The 24,127-nt window shown below is 71.6% G+C and carries 21 protein-coding genes and 1 riboswitch; of the genes, 7 read left to right on the top strand and 14 right to left on the bottom strand.

What is annotated here, in order from left to right; translation table 11 throughout:
• The first annotated feature begins 81 nt into the window (after window positions 1–81).
• The gene (locus OIB37_RS27465; protein WP_330460281.1) at window positions 82–366 is read left to right on the top strand and encodes an HPr family phosphocarrier protein; all 285 of its coding nucleotides are present in this window, start codon (window positions 82–84) and stop codon (window positions 364–366) included.
• Window positions 367–583: 217 nt separating this feature from the next.
• On the opposite strand, the gene OIB37_RS27460 is transcribed toward OIB37_RS27465, so the two are convergent.
• The 4 genes from OIB37_RS27460 to OIB37_RS27445 form a co-directional block, all read right to left on the bottom strand.
• Window positions 584–1,279 carry a GntR family transcriptional regulator gene (locus OIB37_RS27460; protein WP_330460280.1) on the bottom strand — a complete coding sequence of 232 codons (696 nt, stop codon included), beginning with the start codon at window positions 1,277–1,279 and terminating at the stop codon, window positions 584–586.
• 237 nt (window positions 1,280–1,516) lie between these two features.
• Window positions 1,517–2,248, bottom strand: a complete 732-nt coding sequence (locus tag OIB37_RS27455; protein WP_330460279.1) for a M23 family metallopeptidase — start codon at window positions 2,246–2,248, stop codon at window positions 1,517–1,519.
• Between the two features lie 13 nt (window positions 2,249–2,261).
• Window positions 2,262–2,425, bottom strand: a riboswitch (cyclic di-AMP (ydaO/yuaA leader).
• A gap of 407 nt (window positions 2,426–2,832) precedes the next feature.
• A complete protein-coding gene (locus tag OIB37_RS27450) occupies window positions 2,833–4,215 on the bottom strand; it encodes a M16 family metallopeptidase (RefSeq protein WP_330461985.1) in 1,383 nt (460 codons plus the stop codon).
• A gap of 17 nt (window positions 4,216–4,232) precedes the next feature.
• Complete coding sequence (locus OIB37_RS27445) at window positions 4,233–5,627, bottom strand: M16 family metallopeptidase (protein WP_330460278.1); 1,395 nt, start codon at window positions 5,625–5,627, stop codon at window positions 4,233–4,235.
• Window positions 5,628–5,940: 313 nt separating this feature from the next.
• Here OIB37_RS27445 and OIB37_RS27440 point away from each other — a divergent pair, with 313 nt between their 5' ends.
• Window positions 5,941–8,403 carry a DNA gyrase/topoisomerase IV subunit A gene (locus OIB37_RS27440; RefSeq protein WP_330460277.1) on the top strand — a complete coding sequence of 821 codons (2,463 nt, stop codon included), beginning with the start codon at window positions 5,941–5,943 and terminating at the stop codon, window positions 8,401–8,403.
• On the opposite strand, the gene OIB37_RS27435 is transcribed toward OIB37_RS27440, so the two are convergent.
• A complete protein-coding gene (locus OIB37_RS27435; RefSeq protein ID WP_330460276.1) occupies window positions 8,400–9,479 on the bottom strand; it encodes a CobW family GTP-binding protein in 1,080 nt (359 codons plus the stop codon). The two genes, OIB37_RS27440 and OIB37_RS27435, sit on opposite strands and share 4 nt — an antisense overlap.
• Window positions 9,480–9,764: 285 nt before the next feature.
• On the bottom strand, window positions 9,765–10,925 hold the full coding sequence (locus OIB37_RS27430; protein ID WP_330460275.1) for a citrate synthase/methylcitrate synthase: 1,161 nt from the start codon (window positions 10,923–10,925) through the stop codon (window positions 9,765–9,767).
• Window positions 10,926–11,038: 113 nt separating this feature from the next.
• On the opposite strand from OIB37_RS27430, the gene OIB37_RS27425 reads away from it, so the two are divergent.
• The 4 genes from OIB37_RS27425 (at window position 11,039) to OIB37_RS27410 (ending at window position 15,820) form a co-directional block, all read left to right on the top strand.
• Window positions 11,039–12,295 carry a citrate synthase gene (locus OIB37_RS27425; RefSeq protein ID WP_330460274.1) on the top strand — a complete coding sequence of 419 codons (1,257 nt, stop codon included), beginning with the start codon at window positions 11,039–11,041 and terminating at the stop codon, window positions 12,293–12,295.
• Window positions 12,296–12,384: 89 nt separating this feature from the next.
• Complete coding sequence (locus tag OIB37_RS27420; RefSeq protein ID WP_330460273.1) at window positions 12,385–13,326, top strand: sucrase ferredoxin; 942 nt, start codon at window positions 12,385–12,387, stop codon at window positions 13,324–13,326.
• A gap of 110 nt (window positions 13,327–13,436) precedes the next feature.
• A complete protein-coding gene (locus OIB37_RS27415) occupies window positions 13,437–15,143 on the top strand; it encodes a sensor histidine kinase (RefSeq protein WP_330460272.1) in 1,707 nt (568 codons plus the stop codon).
• The gene (locus tag OIB37_RS27410; protein WP_330460271.1) at window positions 15,140–15,820 is read left to right on the top strand and encodes a DUF7342 family protein; all 681 of its coding nucleotides are present in this window, start codon (window positions 15,140–15,142) and stop codon (window positions 15,818–15,820) included. The genes OIB37_RS27415 and OIB37_RS27410 overlap by 4 nt, the downstream gene beginning before the upstream one ends.
• Window positions 15,821–15,838: 18 nt before the next feature.
• On the opposite strand, the gene OIB37_RS27405 is transcribed toward OIB37_RS27410, so the two are convergent.
• The 3 genes from OIB37_RS27405 to OIB37_RS27395 all read right to left on the bottom strand — a co-directional run bounded on the left by OIB37_RS27405 (window position 15,839) and on the right by OIB37_RS27395 (window position 18,641).
• A complete protein-coding gene (locus OIB37_RS27405) occupies window positions 15,839–16,900 on the bottom strand; it encodes an ABC transporter substrate-binding protein (RefSeq protein ID WP_330460270.1) in 1,062 nt (353 codons plus the stop codon).
• A 72-nt stretch (window positions 16,901–16,972) separates the two neighbouring features.
• Window positions 16,973–17,836, bottom strand: a complete 864-nt coding sequence (locus tag OIB37_RS27400) for an ABC transporter permease (RefSeq protein WP_330460269.1) — start codon at window positions 17,834–17,836, stop codon at window positions 16,973–16,975.
• Complete coding sequence (locus OIB37_RS27395; protein ID WP_330460268.1) at window positions 17,826–18,641, bottom strand: ABC transporter ATP-binding protein; 816 nt, start codon at window positions 18,639–18,641, stop codon at window positions 17,826–17,828. Before OIB37_RS27395 ends, OIB37_RS27400 begins: the two co-directional genes overlap by 11 nt.
• Before the next feature lie 157 nt (window positions 18,642–18,798).
• On the opposite strand from OIB37_RS27395, the gene OIB37_RS27390 reads away from it, so the two are divergent.
• Window positions 18,799–19,491 (top strand): response regulator, encoded by a 693-nt coding sequence (locus OIB37_RS27390; RefSeq protein WP_330460267.1) that lies wholly within the window; start codon window positions 18,799–18,801, stop codon window positions 19,489–19,491.
• A gap of 46 nt (window positions 19,492–19,537) precedes the next feature.
• Here OIB37_RS27390 and OIB37_RS27385 read toward each other — a convergent pair whose 3' ends face one another.
• From OIB37_RS27385 to OIB37_RS27365, 5 genes are all read right to left on the bottom strand, one after another.
• On the bottom strand, window positions 19,538–21,130 hold the full coding sequence (locus tag OIB37_RS27385) for a solute symporter family protein (protein ID WP_330460266.1): 1,593 nt from the start codon (window positions 21,128–21,130) through the stop codon (window positions 19,538–19,540).
• Window positions 21,127–21,675, bottom strand: coding sequence for a DUF485 domain-containing protein (locus tag OIB37_RS27380; RefSeq protein ID WP_330460265.1), 549 nt, complete (start codon window positions 21,673–21,675; stop codon window positions 21,127–21,129). The genes OIB37_RS27385 and OIB37_RS27380 overlap by 4 nt, the downstream gene beginning before the upstream one ends.
• Window positions 21,676–21,744: 69 nt before the next feature.
• The gene (locus OIB37_RS27375; RefSeq protein WP_330460264.1) at window positions 21,745–22,431 is read right to left on the bottom strand and encodes a response regulator transcription factor; all 687 of its coding nucleotides are present in this window, start codon (window positions 22,429–22,431) and stop codon (window positions 21,745–21,747) included.
• Window positions 22,428–23,579, bottom strand: coding sequence for a sensor histidine kinase (locus tag OIB37_RS27370; protein ID WP_330460263.1), 1,152 nt, complete (start codon window positions 23,577–23,579; stop codon window positions 22,428–22,430). The genes OIB37_RS27375 and OIB37_RS27370 overlap by 4 nt, the downstream gene beginning before the upstream one ends.
• Window positions 23,576–24,097, bottom strand: coding sequence for a DUF1453 domain-containing protein (locus OIB37_RS27365; RefSeq protein ID WP_330460262.1), 522 nt, complete (start codon window positions 24,095–24,097; stop codon window positions 23,576–23,578). Before OIB37_RS27365 ends, OIB37_RS27370 begins: the two co-directional genes overlap by 4 nt.
• Window positions 24,098–24,127 lie beyond the last annotated feature (30 nt).

The following is a 24,127-nucleotide window of genomic DNA, read 5'->3' as shown; positions in this document are numbered from 1 at the left end:
GGACGAGTGACCGCCGCCGGCGCGCTGCACGATATGGAAATCTGGTCTAGACAACCCTGAGAGACTGAAGGGCAGCATCACATGGCTGAGCGCCGCGTCAACGTCGGCTGGGCCGAGGGCCTTCACGCCCGCCCCGCTTCCATCTTCGTCCGAGCCACCACGGCCGCAGGCGTTCCGGTCACGATCGCCAAGACCGGCGGCGGTACGCCGGTCAACGCGGCCTCCATGCTGGCCGTCCTGGGCCTGGGTGCCCAGGGTGGCGAGGAGATCGTCCTCACCTCCGACGCCGAGGGCGCGGACGTCGCCCTGGACCGGCTGGCCAAGCTGGTCGCCGAGGGCCTCGAAGAACTGCCCGAGACGGTCTGATTCCGAGACGGTCCGATTGCGGGCGGGGTCTGATTCCGAGCGGGTCTGATTCCGGGCGGATCTGATTCCGGGCCGCTTCAGGAAGCCGCGTCATCCGGAGAGGGTGGCGCGGCTTCCGCGTTCCCCCCACTCTCCCCGATGGAATTCGCGGAGTACAGGAAAAGGGCAGCGGAAATAATCTCCTCCGGGCGTCTCCACTTTGTATACGGCCCCGGTGTTAATTCCGCAGGCTCGGCATGTTTACGGGATGTTGCGCGTTCCTCACACGCTCCGCGCGGTCGCCGCCCGCGGTGGCCCGGAGCCGGTGCGCGAGTGTCGCGCGCTCGGTATGCAGCGCCGTGAGCGCCCGCGCGCGCTCGCTGTCGCCGCGCGCCACCGCGTCCACGATGGCGCCGTGCTCCGCCCAGGACTCCACGGGGCTGAGCGGCGCCTCCACCACGTACATCCAGGCGATCTTGTGCCGCAGCTGGGTGAGCACCGAGGTCAGCGAGTGGCTGCCGCAGGCCTGGGCGAGCGTCACATGGAACCAGCCGCCGAGCGCGCGCAGATCCTCGCTGCCGCCCCGCCGCGCCCGCTCCTGACCCAGCCTGACCAGGCCGCGCAGCACCTTCAGGTGTGCCTCGGTACGCCGCTGGGCGGCCCGGGCTGCGCCGAGCGGCTCCAGCAGCAGGCGCATCTCCAGCAGGTCTGCGGCCTCCTGCTCGGTCGGCTCGGCCACGCAGGCGCCCGCGTGCCGCCGGGTCACCACGAAGCCCTCCGCCTCCAGCGTGCGCAGGGCCTCGCGGACGGGGACGCGCGAGACGCCGTACCGGCGAGCCAGGACCTCCTCGGTCAGCCGGCTGCCGCGCGCGTGGACACCGGCCACGATGTCGTCCCGGATCGCCGTGCACACCGAATGTGCGGGAATTCGCATGCCCGACCTCCGTCTCAATCCCCGGGAAACGTCGACGATGGACGCGTGTTCCGTGACTCTATGACAATGAGCCGGAATTTCCGACGGCGGACCGGAATCCAGGGATATTTTTTGGACACCGGTCACGGGAGCCGTACGGAAAACGGCGAAAGCCCCGGCCATGTGGGCCGGGGCTTCGGGATACGCGAGGGGGATGCGCGGTACGGATGCGCGGGTACGGGATGCCGTGCGCAGTCGTCAGACGTTCAGGCCGTGCTTGCGGAGGTAGGCGACGGGGTCGACGTCCGAGCCGTACTCCGGGGTCGTACGGGCCTCGAAGTGCAGGTGCGGGCCGGTGACGTTGCCGGTCGCGCCGGACAGACCGATCCGCTCGCCCGGGGTGACCCGCTGGCCCGGCGTCACGCCGATGGACGACAGGTGGCCGTACTGGGTGTACATGCCGTCGGCCATCCGGATCACGATCTGGTTGCCGTAGGCGCCGCCCCAGCCGGTGGAGACCACCGTGCCGGCGCCGACCGCGTGGACGGACGTACCGCTCGCGGCATGGAAGTCGATGCCGGTGTGGGAACCGGAGGACCACAGGGAGCCGCCGGTCTTGTAGCCCGTGGAGACGTACGAGCCGGCGATCGGGACGACGAAGGCGTTCAGACGCTCGCGCTCGGCAGCGCGGGCGGCGCGGACCTCGGCCTCGCGTTCCTTCTTCGCCTTCTCCGCGGCCGCCTTCTTCTCCGCGGCCGCCTTCTGGGCGTCCGCCTGCGCGTCGATCTCCTCGGCGAGGGAGTCGTTGACGGTGATGACGGGGGTGAGACCAGTCCGCTCGACGGAGTTCTCCGCGGCGAGGGCCGGGGAGGCTGCGAGGGTGCCGACGACACCGGTGGTGGTGAGGGCCGCGATGCCGGCCGCCTGAGCGGTGGTGCGCTTGACCCGGCCGGGCTTGCGGTGCTTCCCGGCGGCGCACATGAACGCCATGAAGTGGCTGGTCCTTTCCTTCCTTCTCGCCTACCGGGTTAGCTGACGGGTTCGGAGCAGGAAGGTCTCCTACGGGCACCCTCGCGGTCGCGCGGGCGTCCGATTCACCCCAGGGACTGTGGTTGGGTCCCCGGCTCCCCTGGCTCGCGCCATGCGGGGACTCGGCGATGGCTGTCCGGTGCCGCGGGCGCGGCGCACTGCCTGACGAACAGCCCGGACGACGCTAAAGGGGGCGGCTCGGGATCCTCAAACGGATCCGGGCTTTTGTAGCGCATCCCACAGGGCAGACAGGCAACCTCCGTACCAATCCGGACATCTGGGAAGCAAGAGTCCGGCGTGTCCGGGAACGGCGTGTCCGGGAACGGCGTGTCCGGGAACGGCGTGTCCGGGAACGGCGTGTCCGGGAACGGCGTGGGGCCCTGATGACCCGTCGGTCATCAGGGCCCCACACGCGCACGGCCGTTCTTCGGGTGCTCCACGGCCGCCCTACGGCCGGTTTCGGGTCGCTCTGCGACCTGCTTTCCGGTCGCTCCGCGGACCGTCCTCGGTCGCTGTCCGGCCCGCTTTCGGTCGCTGTCCGGCCTCTACTCGGCGGCCACGACGGTGACTTCGCCGATACCGAGCGCCTCGACCGGCGCCTTGATCTCGGCCGCGTCACCCACGAGAACGGTCACCAGACGGTCCTCCGGGAAGGCGTTGACGACCGCCGCGGTCGCCTCGACCGTGCCGGTGGTGGCGAGCCGCCGGTACAGCTCGGCCTGGAAGTCGTCGGGCAGGTGCTGCTCGACCTGGTCCGCGAGCGTGCTCGCGACGGCCGCCGCGGTCTCGTACTTCAGCGGCGCGACCCCGACGAGGTTCTGCACGGCGACGTCCCGCTCGGCGTCGGTCAGGCCCTCCGCGGCGAGCGTGCGCAGCACCTTCCACAGATCCTCGAGCGCGGGACCGGTGTTGGGCGTGTCGACCGAGCCGCTGATGGCGAGCATCGCGATGCCCGTGGCACCGCCGGGCGCGGGGGGCGCGGAGCGCAGGACCTGCCCGAAGGAGCGCACGCCGTAGGTGTAGCCCTTCTCCTCGCGCAGGACGCGGTCCAGGCGGGAGGTGAGGGTGCCGCCCAGGCAGTAGGTGCCGAGCACCTGCGCGGGCCACACCCGGTCGTGCCGGTCGGCGCCGACGCGGCCGATGAGCAGCTGCGTCTGAACGGCGCCGGGGCGGTCGACGATGACGACGCGGCCGGTGTCGTCGGCGGACACCGGCGGCACCGGCCGGGGCGTGCCCGGGGTGCCGGTCCAGGCGCCCAGGGTGTCGGCGAGCAGGGCGTCCAGATCGCTGCCGGCCAGGTCGCCGACCACGACCGCGGTGGCCGTCGAGGGGCGGACATGACGGTCGTAGAAGGCGCGTACGGCCTCCGCGTCGATCTTCTCGACGGTGTCCTCGGTGCCCTGGCGCGGGCGGGACATGCGCGAGGTCGCCGGGAACAGCTCCTTGGAGAGTTCCTTGGCGGCCCGGCGGGAGGGGTTGGCCAGCTCGTGCGGGATCTCGTCCAGGCGGTTGCGGACCAGCCGCTCGACCTCGCTCTCGGCGAAGGCGGGCGCGCGCAGGGCGTCGGCGAGCAGGCCGAGGCCCTTGGCCAGGCGGGAGGCGGGAACCTCCAGGCTGAGCCGGACGCCGGGGTGGTCGGCGTGCGCGTCGAGCGTGGCGCCGGCCCGCTCCAGCTCGGCGGCGAACTCCTCGGCGGAGTGCTTGTCGGTGCCCTCGGAGAAGGCCCGCGCCATGATCGTGCCGACGCCGTCCAGGCCGGCCGGCTCGGCGTCCAGGGGCGCGTCCAGCAGTACCTCGACGGCGACGACCTGCTGGCCGGGACGGTGGCAGCGCAGGACGGTCAGGCCGTTGTCCAGCGTGCCTCGCTCGGGAGCGGGGAAGGCCCACGGCTTGGCGTCGCCGGGCTGCGGCTGGGGGTGGAACTCCATCGTGGCGAGCTGCTCGGTCACTTGCCCGTCTCCTCGTTGTCGTCGGCGGCTTCCACGGTGGCCTCCGCCTCCGGGTCCTCGGGCACGTCGGCGTCCTCGACCGCTCCCGGGGACTTCGGCTCGTAGACGAGGACCGCGCGGTTGTCGGGGCGCAGGCGGGCCTTGGCGACCTCCCGCACCTCCTCGGGGGTCACCTCCAGGACACGCTGCACGGCGGTGAGGGCGAGCTGCGGGTCGCCGAACAGGACGGCGTACCGGCACAGTTCGTCGGCGCGGCCGGCGACGGTGCCGAGCCGGTCCAGCCACTCGCGCTCCAACTGGGCCTGGGCGCGCTCCATCTCCTCGGGCGTGGGGCCCTCCTCGGCGAAGCGGGCCAGCTCCTCGTCGATGGCGGCCTCGATGACGGGTACCTCGACGTCACCGGAGGTCTTCACGTCCAGCCAGCCGAGCGAGGGCGCGCCGGCCAGGCGCAGCAGGCCGAAGCCGGCCGCGACGGCCGTACGGTCGCGCCGCACCAGGCGGTTGTACAGCCGGGAGGACTCGCCGCCGCCGAGGACGGTGAGGGCCACGTCGGCCGCGTCGCACGCGCGCGTGCCGTCGTGCGGGAGCCGGTAGGCGGCCATCAGGGCGCGCGCCGGGACCTCCTCGACGAGGACCTCGCGCAGCTGCTCGCCGTGGATGTCCGGCAGGGAGCCGTCACGGGGAGCGGGCTTGCCGTCGTGGCCGGGGATGGAGCCGAAGTACTTCTCGATCCAGGCGAGCGTCTGCTCGGGGTCGATGTCGCCGACCACGGAGAGTACGGCGTTGTTGGGCGCGTAGTAGGTGCGGAAGAACTGGCGCGCGTCCTCCAGGGTGGCCGCGTCCAGGTCCGCCATCGAGCCGATCGGCGTGTGGTGGTAGGGGTGGCCCGCGGGGTAGGACAGGGCGGTCAGCTTCTCGAAGGCGGTGCCGTAGGGCACGTTGTCGTAGCGCTGCCGGCGCTCGTTCTTGACGACGTCGCGCTGGTTCTCCATGGACTCGTCGTCCAGGGCGGCCAGCAGGGAGCCCATGCGGTCGGCCTCCAGCCAGAGGGCGAGCTCCAGCTGGTGAGTGGGCATCGTCTCGAAGTAGTTGGTGCGCTCGAAGCTGGTGGTGCCGTTGAGCGAGCCGCCGGCGCCCTGCACCAGCTCGAAGTGGCCGTTGCCCTTCACCTGGCCCGAGCCCTGGAACATCAGGTGCTCGAAAAGGTGAGCCAAGCCGGTGCGGCCCTTGACTTCGTGCCGGGAACCGACGTCGTACCAGAGGCAGACCGCCGCCACCGGGGTCAGGTGGTCCTCGGAGAGCACCACGCGCAGACCGTTGGCCAGCCGGTGCTCGGTCGCTGTCAGGCCTCCGGAGCCTGCCTCGGCTGTGGTCGTGTGACCCATGGGCATGTACGTCCCTTCGCGAGCGGAGGCGGTCGTCGAAACCGCGGTTTTCCTGCCGTTCCTGCCACTGTATGCAAAGCGTGCGGGGCCCCGGCGAAGTTCCCGCGGCACGTACGCCCACAGCGGATCGCGTAGCCTGCGTCAGGCGTGCCCGCGGGTGCGGCGCCGGCATGGCGTCGCGGAACCGGACCGGGCTGCCTCCACACCCCGGGGCGGGCCGCAGGGACCGGGTCGCGGCAGGGGTTGTCAGTGCCGCGGTCCACAATGGTCCACGTCAGATCCGTCGAACGCGAGCAGAAAACAGGAGGAGCCGGCAGCGATGGCCCGCCGCAGCACGAAGACCCCGCCGCCCGACGAGTCGTACGAGGAGAAGATCCTCGACATCGACGTCGTGGACGAGATGCGTGGCTCCTACCTCGAGTACGCGTACTCGGTCATCTACTCGCGCGCCCTGCCGGACGCCCGTGACGGCCTCAAGCCGGTGCATCGCCGCATCGTCTTCCAGATGAACGAGATGGGCCTGCGCCCGGAGCGGGCGTACGTGAAGTGCGCCCGTGTCGTCGGCGAGGTCATGGGCAAGCTGCACCCGCACGGCGACGCGTCGATCTACGACGCCCTCGTGCGCATGGCGCAGCCGTTCTCGATGCGCGTCCCGCTGGTGGACGGCCACGGAAACTTCGGCTCGCTGGGCAACGACGACCCGCCGGCCGCCATGCGGTACACCGAGTGCCGCATGACCGAGGCGACGAGCCTGATGACCGAGTCGATCGACGAGGACACGGTCGACTTCGTCCCCAACTACGACGGCCAGGAGCGGGAGCCGGTGGCCCTGCCCGCCGCCTTCCCGAACCTGCTGGTCAACGGCTCCTCGGGCATCGCGGTCGGTATGGCGACGAACATGCCGCCGCACAACCTGCGCGAGGTCATCGCGGCCGCCCGCCACCTGATCAGGCACCCGAACGCGGACCTGGACGCGCTGATGCGGCTCGTCCCGGGACCGGATCTGCCCACCGGCGGCCGGATCGTCGGCCTGGACGGCGTCCGGGACGCGTACGCGACGGGCCGCGGCACCTTCAAGATGCGCGCGAGCGTCGAGATCGAGACGGTGACCGCCCGCCGCAAGGGCCTGGTCGTGACCGAACTGCCCTTCACGGTCGGCCCCGAGAAGGTCATCGCGAAGATCAAGGACCTGGTCAACGCGAAGAAGATCCAGGGCATCGCCGACGTCAAGGACCTCACCGACCGCGAGCACGGCCTGCGTCTGGTCATCGAGATCAAGAACGGCTTCGTGCCCGAGGCGGTCCTGGAGCAGCTGTACAAGCTGACGCCGATGGAGGAGTCCTTCGGCATCAACAACGTCGCCCTGGTCGACGGCCAGCCGCTCACCCTGGGCCTCAAGGAGCTGCTGGAGGTCTACCTCGACCACCGTTTCGAGGTCGTCCGGCGCCGCAGCGAGTTCCGCCGCGGCAAGAAGCGGGACCGGCTGCACCTGGTCGAGGGCCTGCTCACCGCCCTGGTCGACATCGACGAGGTCATCCGGCTGATCCGGTCCAGCGAGAACTCCGCGCAGGCCAAGCAGCGTCTGATGGAGCGTTTCTCGCTGAGCGAGATCCAGACGCAGTACATCCTCGACACGCCGCTGCGCCGGCTCACCAAGTTCGACCGCATCGAGCTGGAGGCGGAGAAGGAGCGGCTCACCGCGGAGATCGAGGAGCTGACCCAGATCCTGGATTCGGACGTGGAGCTGCGCAAGCTGGTCTCGGCCGAACTGGCCGCCGTGGCGAAGAAGTTCGGCACCGACCGGCGTACGGTGCTGCTGGAGTCCGCGGGCGCCCCGGTGAGCGCGGTGCCGCTCCAGGTCGCCGACGACCCGTGCCGCGTGCTGCTGTCCTCGACCGGCCTGCTGGCCCGCACCAAGGGCAACGAGCCGGTCTCGGAGGACGCCGACGGCGGCGGCCGCGTCAAGCACGACGTGATCGTCTCGGCGGTGCCGGCGACCGCGCGCGGGGAGATCGGTGCGGTGAGCTCGGGGGGCCGGCTGCTGCGGATCAACGTCGTCGACCTGCCGCAGCTGCCGGACACGGCGGCCGCGCCGAACCTGTCCGGAGGCGCGCAGGTGGCCGAGTTCGTGTCCCTGGAGGACGACGAGACGGTGGTCTGCCTGATGACGCTGGACGAGTCGTCGCCGGGTCTGGCGCTCGGCACCGAGCAGGGTGTGGTGAAGCGGGTCGTGCCCGACTATCCGTCCAACAAGGAGGAGTTGGAGGTCATCACCCTCAAGGAGGGTGACCGGATCGTCGGCGCGGTGGAACTGCGCACCGGCGAGGAGGACCTCGTCTTCATCACGGACGACGCGCAGCTGCTGCGCTACCAGGCCTCGCAGGTCCGCCCGCAGGGCCGTCCGGCGGGAGGCATGGCCGGTGTCAAGCTCACCGAGGGCGCCAAGGTCATCTCGTTCACCGCGGTCGACCCGGCCGCCGACGCGGTGGTCTTCACGGTGGCGGGCTCGCGCGGCACGCTGGACGACTCGGTGCAGACGACGGCCAAGCTGACCCCGCTCGACCAGTACCCGCGCAAGGGCCGGGCCACCGGTGGCGTGCGCTGCCAGCGGTTCCTGAAGGGCGAGGACTGCCTGGCGCTGGCCTGGGCGGGCCCCGTCCCGGCCCGGGCGGCCCAGAAGAACGGCACCCCGGTGGAACTGCCGGACCTGGACCCGCGCCGGGACGGCTCGGGAACCTCGCTGCCCGGGACCGTCGCGGTGATCGCGGGGCCGGTCTCCTAGGCGGACGGTTCCATGGGGTCTGTCTCATCCGGGCCCTGTACGTACCGCAGGACGCCCCACATGCCGTGCTCGTCGGCGTGTGGGGCGTCACTCTTGCACGCCTCCAGTTCCTTGCCGAGCGCTTCGGTATCGATGCCGGCGCCGATCAGGACGAGCTGGGTCAGGCGTGGTTCGGTCGCCGGCCACGGCTCCGGGTGGAAGCGCAGGAACCGGCCCACGGCGTGTACGGCGTACCGGTTGCCGGTGTCGTACGGCCCGAAGCCGACGTATCCCTTGATCCGGTACAGCCCCTGCGGACGGCTGTCCAGGAACCGCATCAGGCTCCGGGGGTCCATGGGCACGTCGGAGGTGAAGGACAGGCTGTCGTAGCCGGCGTGCAGGTGGCCGGTGCTGTCGTCGTCGCCGTGCTCGTGCAGGTCGTCGAACGACAGCTGGCCGACGCGCTCCTCGCTGGGCCGGCAGTCGAAGAGGAACTCGGGGTCGACGCGCCCGTAGGTGGCCGGGACGACGGCGGCGCGGTCGGTGAGCGAGCGGACCAGGCCGAGGACGCGGTCGGCGTCCGGTGCCCGGTCGAGCTTGTTGACCACGACGAGGTCGGCGAGCGCGAGGTGTCGGTCGATCTCGGGGTGCCGGGCCCGGGTGTCGTCGAACTCGGCCGCGTCGACGACCTCGACGAGGCCGCCGTAGACGAGGCCGGGATGCTCGCTGGCGAGCACCATCCGCACGAGTTCCTGCGGCTCCGCCAGCCCGCTGGCCTCGATGACGATCACGTCGATGCCCGCGGCGGGCGCGGCGAGCCGCTCCAGGTACTGGTCGAGTTCACTCGCGTCGACGGCACAGCACAGGCAGCCGTTGCCGAGCGAGACGGTCGAGTCGCCGAGGGCGCCCGCGACGGCCATCGCGTCGATCTCGATCGACCCGAAGTCGTTGACGACCGCCCCGATCCGGCTGCCTCCGCTGCGGTGCAGCAGGTGGTTGAGCAGCGTGGTCTTCCCCGAGCCCAGGAACCCGGCGAGCACGACGACCGGGATCTGCTGCGGACTACGGCTGCTCCGGCTGCTCCGGCTGTTCCCCAACGGGCGGCACCTTTCGTGCGGGATTCACACAGCCACGCACGGCGGCACGGGCGGACGCGGTACCGCGGTACTCGGACGAGGCTGAACTCGGTGACCAGAATACGAGCCGGGACAAACGCGGCGCAGTCCATGCCCACAAGCACCGCAGATCATCGGAGAACGGTGTATTCCGGCAGGCCGACTACGCCTCTCGCCCGAATCGCAGCCGGAGGGCGGGTTGTCGCCGCCCACCGGGACGGCGGCGGGCGGTCCCGGCATCGGCACTTCGCCCGGAGCGGGGACGCGCTACACCAGCGGCACCGCGACCGGCGCCTCCGGGCCGACATAGCGCGCCGCCGGGCGGATGATCTTCGAATCCGCCGCCTGCTCCAGGATGTTGGCGCTCCAGCCCACCACGCGGGCCGCGGCGAAGGTGGGGGTGAACATCTCCCGGGGCAGGCCGCAGAGTTCCATGACGACGCCGGCGTAGAACTCGACGTTGGTGTGCAGTTCGCGGCCGGGCTTGAGCTCGGCGAGGATCCTCTCGACGTGCCGCTCGACCTCTACGGCGAAGTCGACGCGCGGGCCGCCGAAGTCGCGGGCGATGTCGCGGAGCATGCGTGAACGAGGGTCCTCGGTGCGGTAGACGGCGTGCCCGAAGCCCATGATCCGGTCACCCGCGAGCACCCGCTCCCGGATCCAGGAGTCGATCCGGTCCGACGTGCCGATCGCGTCCAGCGTGTCCAGGGCGCGGCTCGGCGCTCCGCCGTGCAGCGGCCCGGAGAGCGCGCCCACGGCCCCCACCAGGCAGGCCGCGACATCGGCGCCGGTGGACGCGATCACCCGCGCGGTGAAGGTTGACGCGTTGAATCCGTGATCAATGGTTGATATCAGGTACTGCTCGACCGCGCGGGCCTGACGGGGATCGGGCTCCTCGCCCGTGAGCATGTACAGGTAGTTGGCCGCGTACGACAGGTCCGCGCGCGGCTCCACCGGGTCGAGGCCCTGCCCGAGCCGGTACAGCGCGGTGAGCAGCGTGGGTACGGCGGCGCAGGCGGCGACGGTGTCGGAGCGGCGCCGGTCCGCGCCGATGTCGTACACCGGCCGGAATCCCCGGGTGGCGCCGAGCAGCGACAGTGCCGTGCGCAGCCCGGCCAGCGGGCCGGAGGTGCGGCCGGCCGCGGCGACGGCGGGCAGGGCGGCGCGGACCTCCTCGGGCAGCACGCGCAGTGCCGCGGTCTCGGCGACGAAGGCGGCTCGGCGCTCGGCGTCCGGGAGCGTGCCGTGGACGAGCAGGTGCCAGACGTCCTCGAAGCCGCGCGTGCGCGCGAGTTCGACGGCCGAGTACTGCCGGTAGTGGTAGAAGCCCTCGCGCCCCCGGACGTCCCCGATCTCGGTGTCGGTGACCACGACGCCCGCGAGACCGCGCGGTACGTCGACAAGAGGTGCGGCCCTGTTGATGGACATGTTGTTCCTCCCTGGACTTGATCCGACTATCCATACTTGACTTACGGCGTGTCAATATTGATTCGATCAATATGACGACATCAACGTGTGCAGAGGCGGCTACGGTGACCTCCATGCGCGATCACGAACCCGCCCAGGACCGCCCCGGGCGAAGGCTGTCCACCAAGGAGACCGCCGAACTGCTCGGCGTGAAGCCCGAGACGGTCTACGCCTACGTGAGCCGCGGCCTGCTCAGCAGCAGACGCGAGCCCGGCGGCCGTGCCAGCACCTTCGACACGAAGGAGGTGGAGGCCCTGGCCCGCCGCAACAGGCGGGAGGCCGTGGGCACTTCGGGCTCGGCCAACGACATGTCCGTGCGGACCCACCTCACGCTGATCGAACAGGACCACTACTACTTCCGTGGCGTCGACGCCACGGAGCTGGCCACACGGCACTCCTACGAGGAGGTCGCGGAGTGGCTGTGGACGGGCCGGCCGGCCCCCGGTGCCACCTTCACCGCGCCCGAGGCCACCGTCGAGGTCGCGCGCCGCGCCGTGAACGCCCTGTCCGAGCACGCCTCCCCCATCGACCGGCTGCGCGTCGCCGCGATCGCCGCGGCGGCCGAGGACCCCCTGCGCTTCGACCTGTCCGAGGAGGCCGTACTCGGCACAGGGCGCATCCTGATTCCCACGCTGGTCGCCGCGCTGCCGGCGGTGGGGCACGACCACGAGGACGGCGCCCCCCTGGCCCACCGCCTGTGGGGCCGGCTGACCGGCCACGCGCCCGACGAGGCCTCACTGCGGGTCCTGAACACTGCCCTCGCCCTGCTCGCCGACCACGACCTGGCCGCCTCCACCCTCGCCGTCCGGGTCGCCGCCTCGGCCCGCGCACACGCCTACGCGGCGGTCTCGGCCGGACTCGGCGTCCTGGAGGGCCCGCTGCACGGCGCCGCCAGCGGACTGGTCCACCGCATGCTGCTCGACGTGCTCGACCAGGGCACCGCCGTCCCCGTGATCGCCGACGAACTCCGCGCGGGCCGCCGCATCCCCGGACTCGGCCACCGGCTCTACACCGGCGAGGACCCGCGCGCGCGGGTGCTCTTCGACCTCCTGGAGCAGGTCCCACGGGCCGAGCCCGCCCTGCTCGCCGCCCGCGACATCGTCGCCACGACGGCCCGCCACGCCCCGTTGCACGCCAACGTGGACCTGGCCCTGGCCGTGTTCACCGCCTCCTCGGGCATGCCCGCCACGGCCGGCGAGACGATCTTCGCGGTCGCCCGCACCGCGGGGTGGATCGCCCACGCCCTGGAGGAGTACGGCGAGCGCCCGCTGCGCATGCGCCCGAGCGGCCACTACGCCGGACCGCGCCCCCCGCAGCCCATGCCCGAGTAGGGCAAGCGGGACGAAAGCGCCCAAGGGGTGACCGGGACACGATCGGGCCCGGAAGTCGCCCCGGCCGAAGTCAGGTTAGGCTCACCTCTGTGAGTAGGTGCACGACCGTCTCCCGGGGCTTCGACGAGCCCGTTTCCGGTACGGCGGCCACGGCGACGACGTGGCTGCTGCTGGAGCAACCCGGCCCTTGGGGCGCCAAGGCGCTCACCTCGAGCCATCTCGACCCCGTACTGGGCCGCGCCCTGGAGGCCGCCGCCGACGGAACGGGCGTACGCATCGCCCTGATCCGGCGCCCCGGCCGCCACGCCGACCCCGGCACGCCGCCGCTGCGCCACGTCTACGCGGCCCACACGGTCCCCGGGAGGATCTGGCTGCAGAGCGCCACCACCCGTGACCCGCACCGGCTGCTCGACCTGGACTTCGCGGCGCTCGGCGCGGGCGACCACCGCTCCTTCGGCACGGCGCTCGGCGGACGGCCGCACGACGGCGACCCGCTCGCGCTCGTGTGCACCAACGGCAAGCGCGACCGCTGCTGCGCGCTGCTCGGCCGCCCCCTCGCCGCCGAGCTGGCCGCGTCCGGCGTGGAGGGCGTCTGGGAGGTCACCCATCTGGGTGGCCATCGCTTCGCGCCCACGGTGCTCGTCCTGCCCTACGGCTACGCGTACGGCCGCGCCGAGGCGCACACCGTCAAGGAGGCCCTGCACCACGCGCGGGACGGACGCGTACTGGTGGAGGGGTGCCGCGGGAGCACGGCGTGGGAACGGCCCGGCCAGGCCGCCGAGCTGGCCGTGCGCTCGATGACGGACGAGTACGCGGCGGGCGTGCTGAGCGTCGTACGGACCGTGGGCTCGGCCCCCCGCTGGGAGGTCACCGTCGCTCACGCGGACGGCCGGGGCTGGCGCGTCACCGTGGCGCAGGCCGCCGGACTCCCGCCGCGCCCGGAGAGCTGCGGCGCGGCGGTGCTCGGTACGCCGGGCCGGATGGACGTCGTGGAGATCCGCGAACTGCGGACGACAACGCTCGCGAGCTGAACACGCCCCTCGCGGCGCCGCTTTCGGGATGCCGCTTTCGGGATCCTGCCGGGAGACCCGCGCCACACCCGCTGAGGGGCCTGTCGGTCCCGCCGCGTAACGTCGTGGCCATGAGCCCCACCTCGCCCGCACGCCGTCTGCGCCTCGGTCTGCCACGGCGGGTGTTCTCGCAGGTGCTGCTGATGCAGGTGACGATCGCCGCGGGGGTCGCGGTGCTCGCGACCGGGCTGTTCCTCGCCCCCCTGAGCAAGCAGCTGGACCAGGAGGCGATGCGCCGCGCGCTGGCCATCGCCCAGACCACGGCGCAGGACCCGCAGATCGCCGAGGGCGTCCAGCGCACCGCGCCGGCCCCGGACGGCCCGGTGCAGCGGGAGGCCGAGCGGATCCGGCACGCCACCCACGCCGAGTACATCGTGGTGATGGACACGCGAGGGGTGCGCTGGTCGCATCCCACCGCCGCCGAGATCGGCCACCGCGTCTCCACGGACCCCACCCAGGCCCTGGCCGGCAACCAGGTCATGGGGATCGACAAGGGCACCCTGGGCCGCTCCGCGCGCGGCAAGGTACCGCTGTACGACGCCGGTCACCGGATCGTCGGGGCGGTCTCCGTCGGCATCGCGTACGACAGCGTGCGGGCACGGCTGATCAGCGCCATCCCGGGGCTCTTCGCCTACGCCGGCGGTGCCCTCGCGGTGGGTGCGCTGGCCGCCTGGCTGATCTCGCGCCGGGTGCAGCGGCAGACCCGGGACCTCGCCTTCTCCGACATCTCGGCGCTGCTCGCGGAGCGCGAGGCGATGCTGCACGGCATCCGGGAGGGCGTGGTCGCCCTGGACCGGGACGGCCGGGTACGCCTGCTCAACGACGAGGCGCGGCGGCTGCTGGGCATCGGCGACGAGGCCGTCGGACGGTCCCCGGACGAGGCGCTCGGCGGCGGTCGCACGACGGACGTCCTGGCCGGACGGGTGACCGGCACCGACCTGCTCACCGTGCGCGGCCAGCGTGTGCTGGTCGCCAACCGCATGCCGACCGACGACGGCGGCGCCGTGGCCACCCTGCGCGACCGCACGGAGCTGGAACAGCTGGGCCGCGAACTCGACTCCACGCGCGGCCTGATCGACGCGCTGCGCGCCCAGGACCACGAGCACGCGAACCGCATGCACACCCTGCTCGGGCTGCTCGAACTGGAGATGTACGACGACGCGGTGGAGTTCGTCGGCGAGGTGGTCGGCGACCACCGGGTCACCGCCGAGCAGGTCACCGAGAAGATCCATGACCCGCTGCTCGCGGCGCTGCTGGTGGGCAAGGCGACCGTCGCGGCCGAGCGCGGGGTGGCGCTGTGGGTGTCGGAACGCACCTGGCTCCCGGACCGGCTGATCGACCCCCGGGGTCTGGTCACGGTCGTGGGCAACCTCGTGGACAACGCCCTCGACGCGGTCGCGGGCACACTCCACGCGCGCGTGGAGGTCGAGTTGCGCACCGAGGGGCGTACGGCCGTCCTGCGGGTGCGCGACACCGGTCCCGGAATCCCGGAGAACCAGCGGGAGTTGGTCTTCACGGACGGGTGGTCCACGAAGAAGCCGCCGGCGCACGGCAAGCGCGGCATAGGGCTCTCGCTGGTACGACGGCTCGCCGAACGGCAGGGCGGGAGCGCGACGGTGGGCACGGCGAACGGCGGGGGCGCGGAGTTCGCCGTCGTCCTGCCCGAGGCGCTGACGGAGCCGCTGGAAGAGGCGCTGACGGAGGCGACGCCGGCGCAGGCACTCGCCGGGGCGGAGCCCGTGCCCGCGCCGGCCGGAGCCGAGGAGGAGGCGCGTTGATCGAGGTCCTGGTCGTGGACGACGACGCCCGGGTCGCCCGGGTCAACGCCGCCTATGTCGAGAAGGTGCCCGGCTTCCGTGTGGCCGGCGAGGCGCACAACGCGGCCGAGGCGCTGCACCGGCTGGCGACGCTGCCGCGGCTCGACCTGGTCCTGCTGGACCACTACCTGCCCGACGACACCGGGCTCTCGGTCGTCCGGGAGATGCGGCGACGGGGCCACCAGACCGACGTGATCATGGTGACGGCGGCGCGGGACGTGTCGACCGTCCAGGCGGCCATGCGGCACGGTGCCCTGCAGTACCTGGTGAAGCCGTTCGCCTTCGCGGGGCTGCGGTCCAAGCTGGAGGCGTACGCCGTGCTGCGCCGCACGCTGGACGGGGGTGGCGAGGCCGAACAGGCCGAGGTGGACCGCATCTTCGGCGCCCTGTCCGCGCCGTCCGAGCCCGAGCTGCCCAAGGGGCACTCCCCCACGACCGCCGAACTGGTCCGCCAGGCCCTCATGAGCGCCGACGAGCCGCTGTCCGCCCAGGAGATCGCGGAACGGACCGGGGTGAGCCGCCAGACCGCCCAGCGCTATCTCAAGCTCCTGGATCGCACCGGACGGGCCCGGCTGACCCTCAAATACGGCGACGCGGGCCGCCCCGAACACCGTTACGTGTGGGCGACCCGCGCCTGAGCGGGTGTCAGCGAGCGCTCACTTCGCGGCCTTCTCGGCGAACTCGGTGGTGTACGTCTTCGCGAGGTCCACCTTGGCGTTCTTGACGGCGGGGTTGAACGCCTTGAGGACCCGCTCCACGGTCTCGGGGCCGTTCGCGGGCATCACGCCGTCCTTGGTGAACATCGGCAGCGTGCTCTTGATCGCGTCGGCGTAGAGCGTCTTGTCGCCCTGGGAGTAGTCGGCGGGCATCTGGGCCGCGATCTCGGAAGCGCTGTGGGTGGACATCCACGTGAGCGTCTTGACGAACGCGTTGACCAGCTTCTGGACGGTCTCCTTGTGTCCGTTCACCCAGTCCGTCTGCATGTACAGACTGGACGACGGGTACGGCCCGCCCAGCGCCTGCTGCGAGCCCTCCGGGGTGCGCATGTCGACGAGCACCTTGCCGGCCTTCTTCGACAGGATCGTGGCGACGGTCGGGTCGGTCGTCATGCCCGCGTCGATGGCGCCCTTCTGGAGCGCCGCGATGAACGTCGGGCCGGCTCCCACGGCGACCGGCGTGAACTGGTCGACCTGGACGCCGTTCTTGACCGCGAGGTACTTGGTGAGGAAGTCCGTCGAGGAGCCGAGGCCGGTGACGCCGAGCTTCCTGCCCCTGAAGTCCTTGGCCGAGGTGACGTCGCCCGCCGCCTCGGACGAGACGATCTCGACCTCGCCCGGCGCGTGCGAGAACTGCACGACGGACTCCACGGACTTGCCCTTCACCTGGAGGTCGAGGGTGTGGTCGTAGAAGCCGACCGCTCCCTGCACCTGGCCGGAGACGAGCGCGGTCTCGGCCTGGACGCCGGCGGGCTCGCTGAGCAGTTCCACGTCGAGGCCCTCGGCGTCGAAGTAGCCGAGCCGCTGGGTGAGCATCGCCGGCAGGTAGATGACCTTGTCCAGGCCACCCACCATGATCTTGACCTTGGTCCCCTTGCCGTCGCCCTTGCCGCCGGAGCCGGAGGCCGCGGTGCTCGCCGCGTCGTTGGCGCAGGCGGTGAGCGAGGTGAGGGCGAGCAGGCCGGCGGCGGCCATCGAGGCGTACCTGGCGGTCTTGCGCATGACGGTTCACGTCCTTGTGAGAGGGCGGTGCGGGGTTGGGAACGGGGTCTGCGGGGCGTCCGGGAAGCCCGGTCAGCTGTCCGAGCCGGCCGGCTTCCAGCGGAAGATGCGGCGTTCGGCGAAGGTCAGCAGTCCCTCGGCGACGAGGGCGACGACGGCGAGGAGGACCATGGCGGCGTACACGCCGGCCGCGTTGAACGTGCCCTGGGACTGGGCGACGAGCAGGCCGATGCCCTTGGTGGCGCCGATGTACTCGCCGACGATGGCGCCGATGAGGGCGAAGCCGAAGCTGACGTGGAGGCTCGTGAAGATCCACGAGGTGGCCGAGGGGATGACGACCTGAAGGGTCACCTGCCGGTCCCGGGCGCCCAGGACGCGGGCGTTCGCCACCAGGTTGCGGTCGACCTCGCGGGCACCCTGGAAGGCGTTGAAGAACACCGGGAAGAAGACGAGCACCACGGCCGACGCGACCTTGGACGCCGGGCCCAGTCCGAACCAGATCACGAAAATCGGCGCGAGGACGATCCTGGGGATGGAGTTGAGCACCTTGATGTACGGACCGAGGACATCGGCGAGGAAGCTGATCCGCCCCAGTGCGATACCGAAGAGGACACCCGCGATCACACCGATGATCCAGCCGACGAGTGCCTCGTACAGCGTGAACCAGATCTGCTCGCCGAGGGAGCCGAGCGCGGTGCCGTGCATCACCCAGGTGTAGATCTGGTCCCAGATCTTCGAGGGCATCGAGAAGTTGAACGGGTCGATGACCCCCGCCCGGGAGAACGCCTCCCACAGCCCGAGCACGGCCACCAGGAGCAGCACCCGCGCGGCGACGACGATCACCTTGCGCCTGCGGGCGGCCTGGGCCCGCGACTCCGCGCGGTCCGGGGTCTTGGCCGTGTCGACGACCGGCGTGCTGAGGACGTCAGGCGACACGGGCGGCACCCCTCTCGCGGGTGATGCGGACCTCTTCGCCGAGGGACTCCCAGATCTCGCGGTAGATCTCGATGAACCGCGGCTCCAGGCGCACCTCCTCGACCTTGCGCGGCCGGGGCAGGTCGATGTCGAAGACCTGCTTGACGGTCGCGGGACCGGCGGTCATCACGACGACCCTGTCGGCCAGCGCGATGGACTCCTCCAGGTCGTGGGTGACGAAGACGACGGAGGCGCCCGTGCCCTCCCACAGCTCCAGCAGCTCGTCCGACATCAGCGCACGGGTCTGCACGTCGAGCGCCGAGAACGGCTCGTCCATGAGCAGGATGTCGGGGTCGTTGACGAAGGTGGCGGCGAGGGCGACACGCTTGCGCTGGCCGCCGGAGAGCTGGTGCGGATAGCGATCCTCGAAGGCGGCGAGGCCGACGCGGGCCAGCCATTCGCGGGCCCTCCGCTTGGCCTCCGCCTTGGGCACGCCCCGGAACCGGGGGCCCGCCATGACGTTGGACAGCACGGTCCGCCAGGGGAAGGTGGCGTCCTGCTGGAAGACGAAACCGACCTTGTCGCCGACGCCCTGAACCGGCTCCCCGGCCACCAGCACCTCGCCCTCGGTGGGCTCCTCGAGGCCGCTGACCAGGGTCAGCGTGGTGGACTTGCCGCAGCCGGTCGGGCCGACGACGGCCACGAACTCGCCACGTCGGACGGTGAGGTCCAGCCCCCGCACCGCCGTGTGCAGACCCCCCGACGGGGTCTTGAAGATCTTGCTCGCGCCCCGTAGCTCGATGGCGGGGCTGGTGTCTGCGCTCATGGCCCGGACGGTAGGTGTGGCCCCGGCCACAGCAGCAGTCTTGTGAGCACTAGCCGTTCTTTTGCTCGCAAGAGCCTGTTGTGCTCATTTTGCTCGCGCTACAACTGCGGAGCCGGAAAGCGGGCTTCACGCCCGCCGGCCTTGAAGGAGAGGCCTGATGATTGACGTCCTGGTCGTTGACGACGACTTCCGCGTCGCCGAGATAAACGCCAAGTACGTGGGCAAGGTTCCCGGCTTCCGGGTGGCCGCCCGCGCCCACAGCGCCGCCCAGGCCCTGGCCGCCGTCGAACGCGGCCCCGTCGACCTGGTGCTGCTGGATCACTACCTGCCGGACCGGACCGGTCTCGAAATCGTCCACCGCATGCGGGAACAGGGCCACGGCGCCGACGTCATCATGATCACGGCGGCCGGTGATGTGACGACGGTCCAGAAGGCGATGCGCCTGGGCGCCCTGCACTACCTGGTCAAGCCCTTCACCTTCGCCGCCCTGCGCAGCCGCCTGGATTCGTACGCCGCCCTGCGCCGCACCGTCGACCGGGTGGGCGACCGAGGGCTGACCGGTCAAGAGCAGGTCGACCGCATCTTCGGCGCCCTGCGCACGGCACCCGCGCCGACCGCCCCGGGCCTGCCCAGCGGGCACTCGGAGCCCACGACGGACCTCATCTGCGACGTCCTGCACGGCGCGGACCACCCGCTCTCCGCCCACGAGGTCGCCGCCAGGACGGGCCTGAGCCGCTCCACGGCCCAGCGCTATCTCCGTCATCTGGAACAGGCAGGCCGCCTGCGGCTGTCCCTCAAGTACGGCGACACCGGCCGCCCGGAGCACCGCTACGCCTGGGTGGCGCCGTAGCGCCGCCACGGCCGTGGACGGGTGACGGCCGCGGCGGCGCCGCCGGTCACACGGCTCCGGCTCCGGTCAGCGAACGCACCTCGGTCTCCGCGAACTTGCTCTCGTCCGCCACCTCGTCGGAGGTGACCGTACCCAGCCAACCGGCGAGGAAGCCGAGCGGAATGGAGACGATGCCGGGGTTCTGCAGGGGGAAGTACTGGAAGTCGACGCCGGGGAAGAGTGATCCGGGGCTCCCGGACACCACCGGGGAGAGCAGCACCAGCGCCACCGCGGGCAGCAGGCCGCCGTAGACGGACCACACCGCGCCACGCGTGGTGAAGCCGCGCCAGAACAGCGAGTACAGCAGCACCGGGAGGTTCGCCGACGCGGCCACGGCGAAGGCGAGACCGACCAGGAAGGCGACGTTGAGGTCACGGGCCAGCAGACCGAGCGCGATCGCGACGATGCCGATCCCGACCGCCGCGACGCGCGCCACCGCCACCTCGCTGCGCGGGGTGGTGGCCGACCGCCTCAGCGACGCGTACAGGTCGTGCGCCACGGACGCCGAGGAGGCGAGCGTGATGCCGGCGACCACCGCGAGGATCGTGGCGAAGGCGACGGCGGCGACGACCGCGAACAGGACCGTCCCGCCGGTGGACGAGGCACCCCCGCCCAGGTCGAGCGCGAGCAGCGGTACGGCCGTGTTCCCGGCCGCGTTCGACGCGCGCAGCGCCTCGGGCCCCACCACCGCGGCCGCCCCGAACCCGAGGACGATGGTCATCAGGTAGAAGCCGCCGATCAGCCCGATCGACCACACCACGGAGCGGCGCGCGGCCCGCGCGGTCGGCACGGTGTAGAAGCGGGACAGGATGTGGGGCAGGCCCGCCGTCCCCATCACCAGCGCCAGCCCGAGGCTGATGAAGTCCAGGCGTTCGGTCCAGTTGCCGCCGTACTTCAGTCCCGGGGCCAGGAACGCGTTCCCGTGTCCGCTGCGCTCCGCGGCGGTGACGAGCAGCTGGTCGAAGTCGCCGTGGAACCGCACCATGACGAGCACGGTCAGCACGATGGTCCCGCCCAGGAGCAGGACCGCCTTCACGATCTGGATCCAGGTCGTGGCCCGCATCCCTCCCAGCGACACATAGATGACCATGAGCGCGCCGACCCCGATGACCGTCCAGGCCTGCGCCGCCCCGCTCGACCGCCCCAGCAGCAGCGCCACCAGGCTTCCGGCACCCACCATCTGGGCCACCAGGTACATGACGGACACGGTGACGGAGGACGTGCCCGTGGCGATGCGCACCGGGCGCTCGCTCATCCGCGCGGCCACCACGTCGGCCAGGGTGAACCGGCCGCAGTTGCGCACCAGTTCCGCCACCAGGAACAGCACGACCAGCCAGGCCACGAGGAAGCCCACCGAGTAGAGCAGCCCGTCGTAGCCGAACAGCGCCATGAGTCCGGCCACTCCGAGGAAGGAGGCGGCGGACATGTAGTCGCCCGCGATGGCGAAGCCGTTCTCCATCGGGGAGAAGAGCCGCCCGCCGGCGTAGAACTCCTCCGCCGACCCCTGCCGTCGACGGCTCACCCAGGTGGTGATCCCCAGGGTGACGGCCACGAATCCGATGAACAGCACCAGAGCCAGTGTCTGATGATGGCTGGTCACGAAGCGCCTCCCTGTGCGCCACGGGTCATTTCCTGGGTGTCCCAGCGCAGGTCCAGTGCGGCCCGGTCCCGGCGCAGCCGCGCGTGCCGGGCGTAGGCCCAGGTGAGCAGGAAGGTGCTGAGGAACTGCCCGAGCCCGGCGAGCATTCCCAGATTCACCGCCCCCATCACGGGCTCGGCCATGAGGCCGGGCGCGGCCGTCGCGGCGACCACGTATCCCACGTACCAGAGGAAGAAGGCGGCGACTCCCGGAACCACGAACCGCCGGTATCGGCCGCGCACCTCCCGGAACGCCTCACTGCGTTGCACTTCGACGTACACATCGCGGGCGCGAACGTCCGCCGGCTCCTTCTCCTTGCGTGCGGGCGGCACAGCGGGAGCCGGCGTCCCGGTGCCGTCCGACTCGCCCCAGCCGGAGGCCAGCGCGTCGTACCAAGGGTCTTCGTATCGCACGTCTCGGGACGCCACACCGTGGTGTTCCTCGTTCTCGGCCGTGCTCTCGGGACCGTCCCCGGTTCCACGGGAACGATCGTTGCTTGACTGCATGCCCAAGCATGGACAGATCGGGAAGATCCCTGACTCTTCTTCCCCTCGCTCTTCACCCCATTAGGTGACTCAATTCACCGGTGGCCGCACCAGCCCCTTCGCGTAGGCGTAACGCACCGCCTGCGCACGGTCCTTGAGCCCCGTCTTGGCGAAGAGGTTGTTGATGTGTGTCTTCACCGTGGCGGTGGAGACGTGCAGCTTCCGGGCGATCTCCTGGTTGCTGAGCCCTTCGGCGATCAGCACCAGCACCTCGGCCTCGCGCGCGGTCAGCCCGTCGGGCGCTTCCACCGGCGCCGCCTCTCTGGCCTCGGGCTCCGACAGTCGCTCCAGCAAACGGCGTTGGATGCTCGGAGACAGTCCCGCGTTCCCGGACAGGACGCTCTCCACGGCCCGCACGATCTCGTCACCGCCCGCGTCCTTGGTGAGGTAGCCCCGCGCCCCCGCCCGCAGCGCGGGGAACAGCGACTCGTCGTCCGCGAACGTGGTCAGCACCACGACCTGGGTACCCGGATAGCGCGCCCTGATACGGCGCGTGGCCTCCACCCCGTCGCAGCGCGGCATCCGCAGATCCATCAGCACCACGTCCGGGGCGAGTTCACCGACCAGCCGGACCGCCTCCTCGCCGTCTCCCGCGGAGCCGACGACCTCCACTCCGGGCAGCAGTCCGAGCAGCATCACGATGCCCTCGCGCACCACGGTCTGGTCGTCGGCGACCAGCACGCGCGCGGGCTTCTTCTCCCCCTCCGCCCCCGTCATCCGGGCACCTTCAGCGTCACCGTGAACCCTTCCTCGGTCGGACCCGCGTCCAGCGAGCCTCCCAGCAGTTCGGCGCGCTCCCGCATACCCAGCAGACCGTACCCGCCGCCGGATGCGGCCAGTTCGCCCGGCCTTCCCCCCGAATCGCGGACGTTCAGCGTCACTTCGTGCTCGCTGTAGTCGAGCCGCACCCGCACCTCGGCGCCGGGCGCGTGCTTGCGGACGTTGGTCACCGCCTCCTGCGCCACCCGGCGCACGGCCTGGGAGGCCTCGGCCGGAAGCGGTCTGCGCTCACCCGTCACGGTGACCTCCGCGCCGTCGGTTCCGCTGACCACCTCCGCCAGGAAGTCCTCCAGCGGACTCATGTCGCCGCGCAGCGCCGACAGCGCCTGCCGGGTCTCGGAGAGGCCGTCGCGGGCCATCCCCCGGGCGGCCACCACCCGCTCCAGAACCTGCTGCCGGTCGGCGCCGCTCTCGATCAGCAGCCGGGCCGCCTCCAGGTGCACCAGCTGGGCCGAGAGGCTGTGGGCCAGCACGTCGTGGATCTCCCGGGCGATCCTCGCCCGCTCGGCCAGTGCGGCCGACTCCGCCTCGGCGGCCCGCGCGGCCCGCTCCTGGACGAGGAGCCGCTGCGCGTTGCCCCGCGCCTCGGCGTCCAGGCGCATCACGTATCCGGCCAGGGCCATCCCCGCCACGGCGGCGGCCGTGGTGAGCCATACGTCGTTGTTGAACGCGGAGTACGAGGTCAGTGCCACCGATGCCACGGGCAGGGCGGCCCCGAGGGGCAGCCGCTCCAGCGAGGCGACCCCGCAGCCGCACCAGATGACCAGGGCGGGGCCCGAGAACCCGGTGGCGTGGGCGGCGACGGCGATGCCCAGGAGTGCGCCCATGAGCGCCAGGGAGGGGATCAGCCGGTGCGCGTACGTGGTGTGGAAGAAGCCCCAGGAGGCGAGACCGGCCAGGAGGACGGCGGCCGCTCCGGCGATCGTGCCCCAGACGCCGATGTCGTTTCGGCTGAAGGCGCTCCACAGGAGCATGCCGAGTGCCAGCAGCCGGACGGTCCAGGTGAGCAGACGACGGGGCCGGGTGGCTCCCGCGCGGCCGAGCGCCTCGCGCGACGGCCAGCGTGTCCAGACGTTCTCCGTCACACGCGCTCCTTCCACGCCGCCCGCACGCCGTCACCGTACGCCGCGGCGGTTTCGCCCGCGGAGCCCAGGGACTGTGCCCGCCAGACCATGATCCCCGCGCGGACCAGCAGGGTGGCGGCGAGGCCGAGCATCAGAGCGGAACTGTCCTGGTGCACTCCCAGCCCCCGGCCGAGCACGAAGACCCCGACCCGCAGGGCTATGCCCACGCCCCAGACGGCGGCACTCGCCTTGGTGCTCTTGGTCCACACGACACCGTCAGGGGCCCGCCACACCCGGCTGGTCCATGCCCAGCCGGCTCCCGTGGCCAGTCCGATGAGCACCTCCACGGCGAGGAGCCCGGCGGACGCGGTGCGGTGGTGGGGGTCGAGGATGCCGGGCTCACGCAGCGCCACGACCGCGAGGATCGCCGGTAGCAGCCACCAGCGCCGGTCGGCGCCGACGGCCCGGGCGCGGAACTGCCGCACGATCACCAGGGCGACGACAGCCACGATCACCAACGCGTTGACCAGCCCGGACATCGCAGCCTCCGTGAGCGAGAAGGTGGTGTC

The sequence above is a fragment of the Streptomyces sp. NBC_00820 genome (genome assembly GCF_036347055.1).
In the GTDB taxonomy this organism is placed as follows: domain Bacteria; phylum Actinomycetota; class Actinomycetes; order Streptomycetales; family Streptomycetaceae; genus Streptomyces.
Note: the sequence above shows the minus strand (reverse complement) of the source record. Positions and strands in the feature narration are given on the sequence as shown.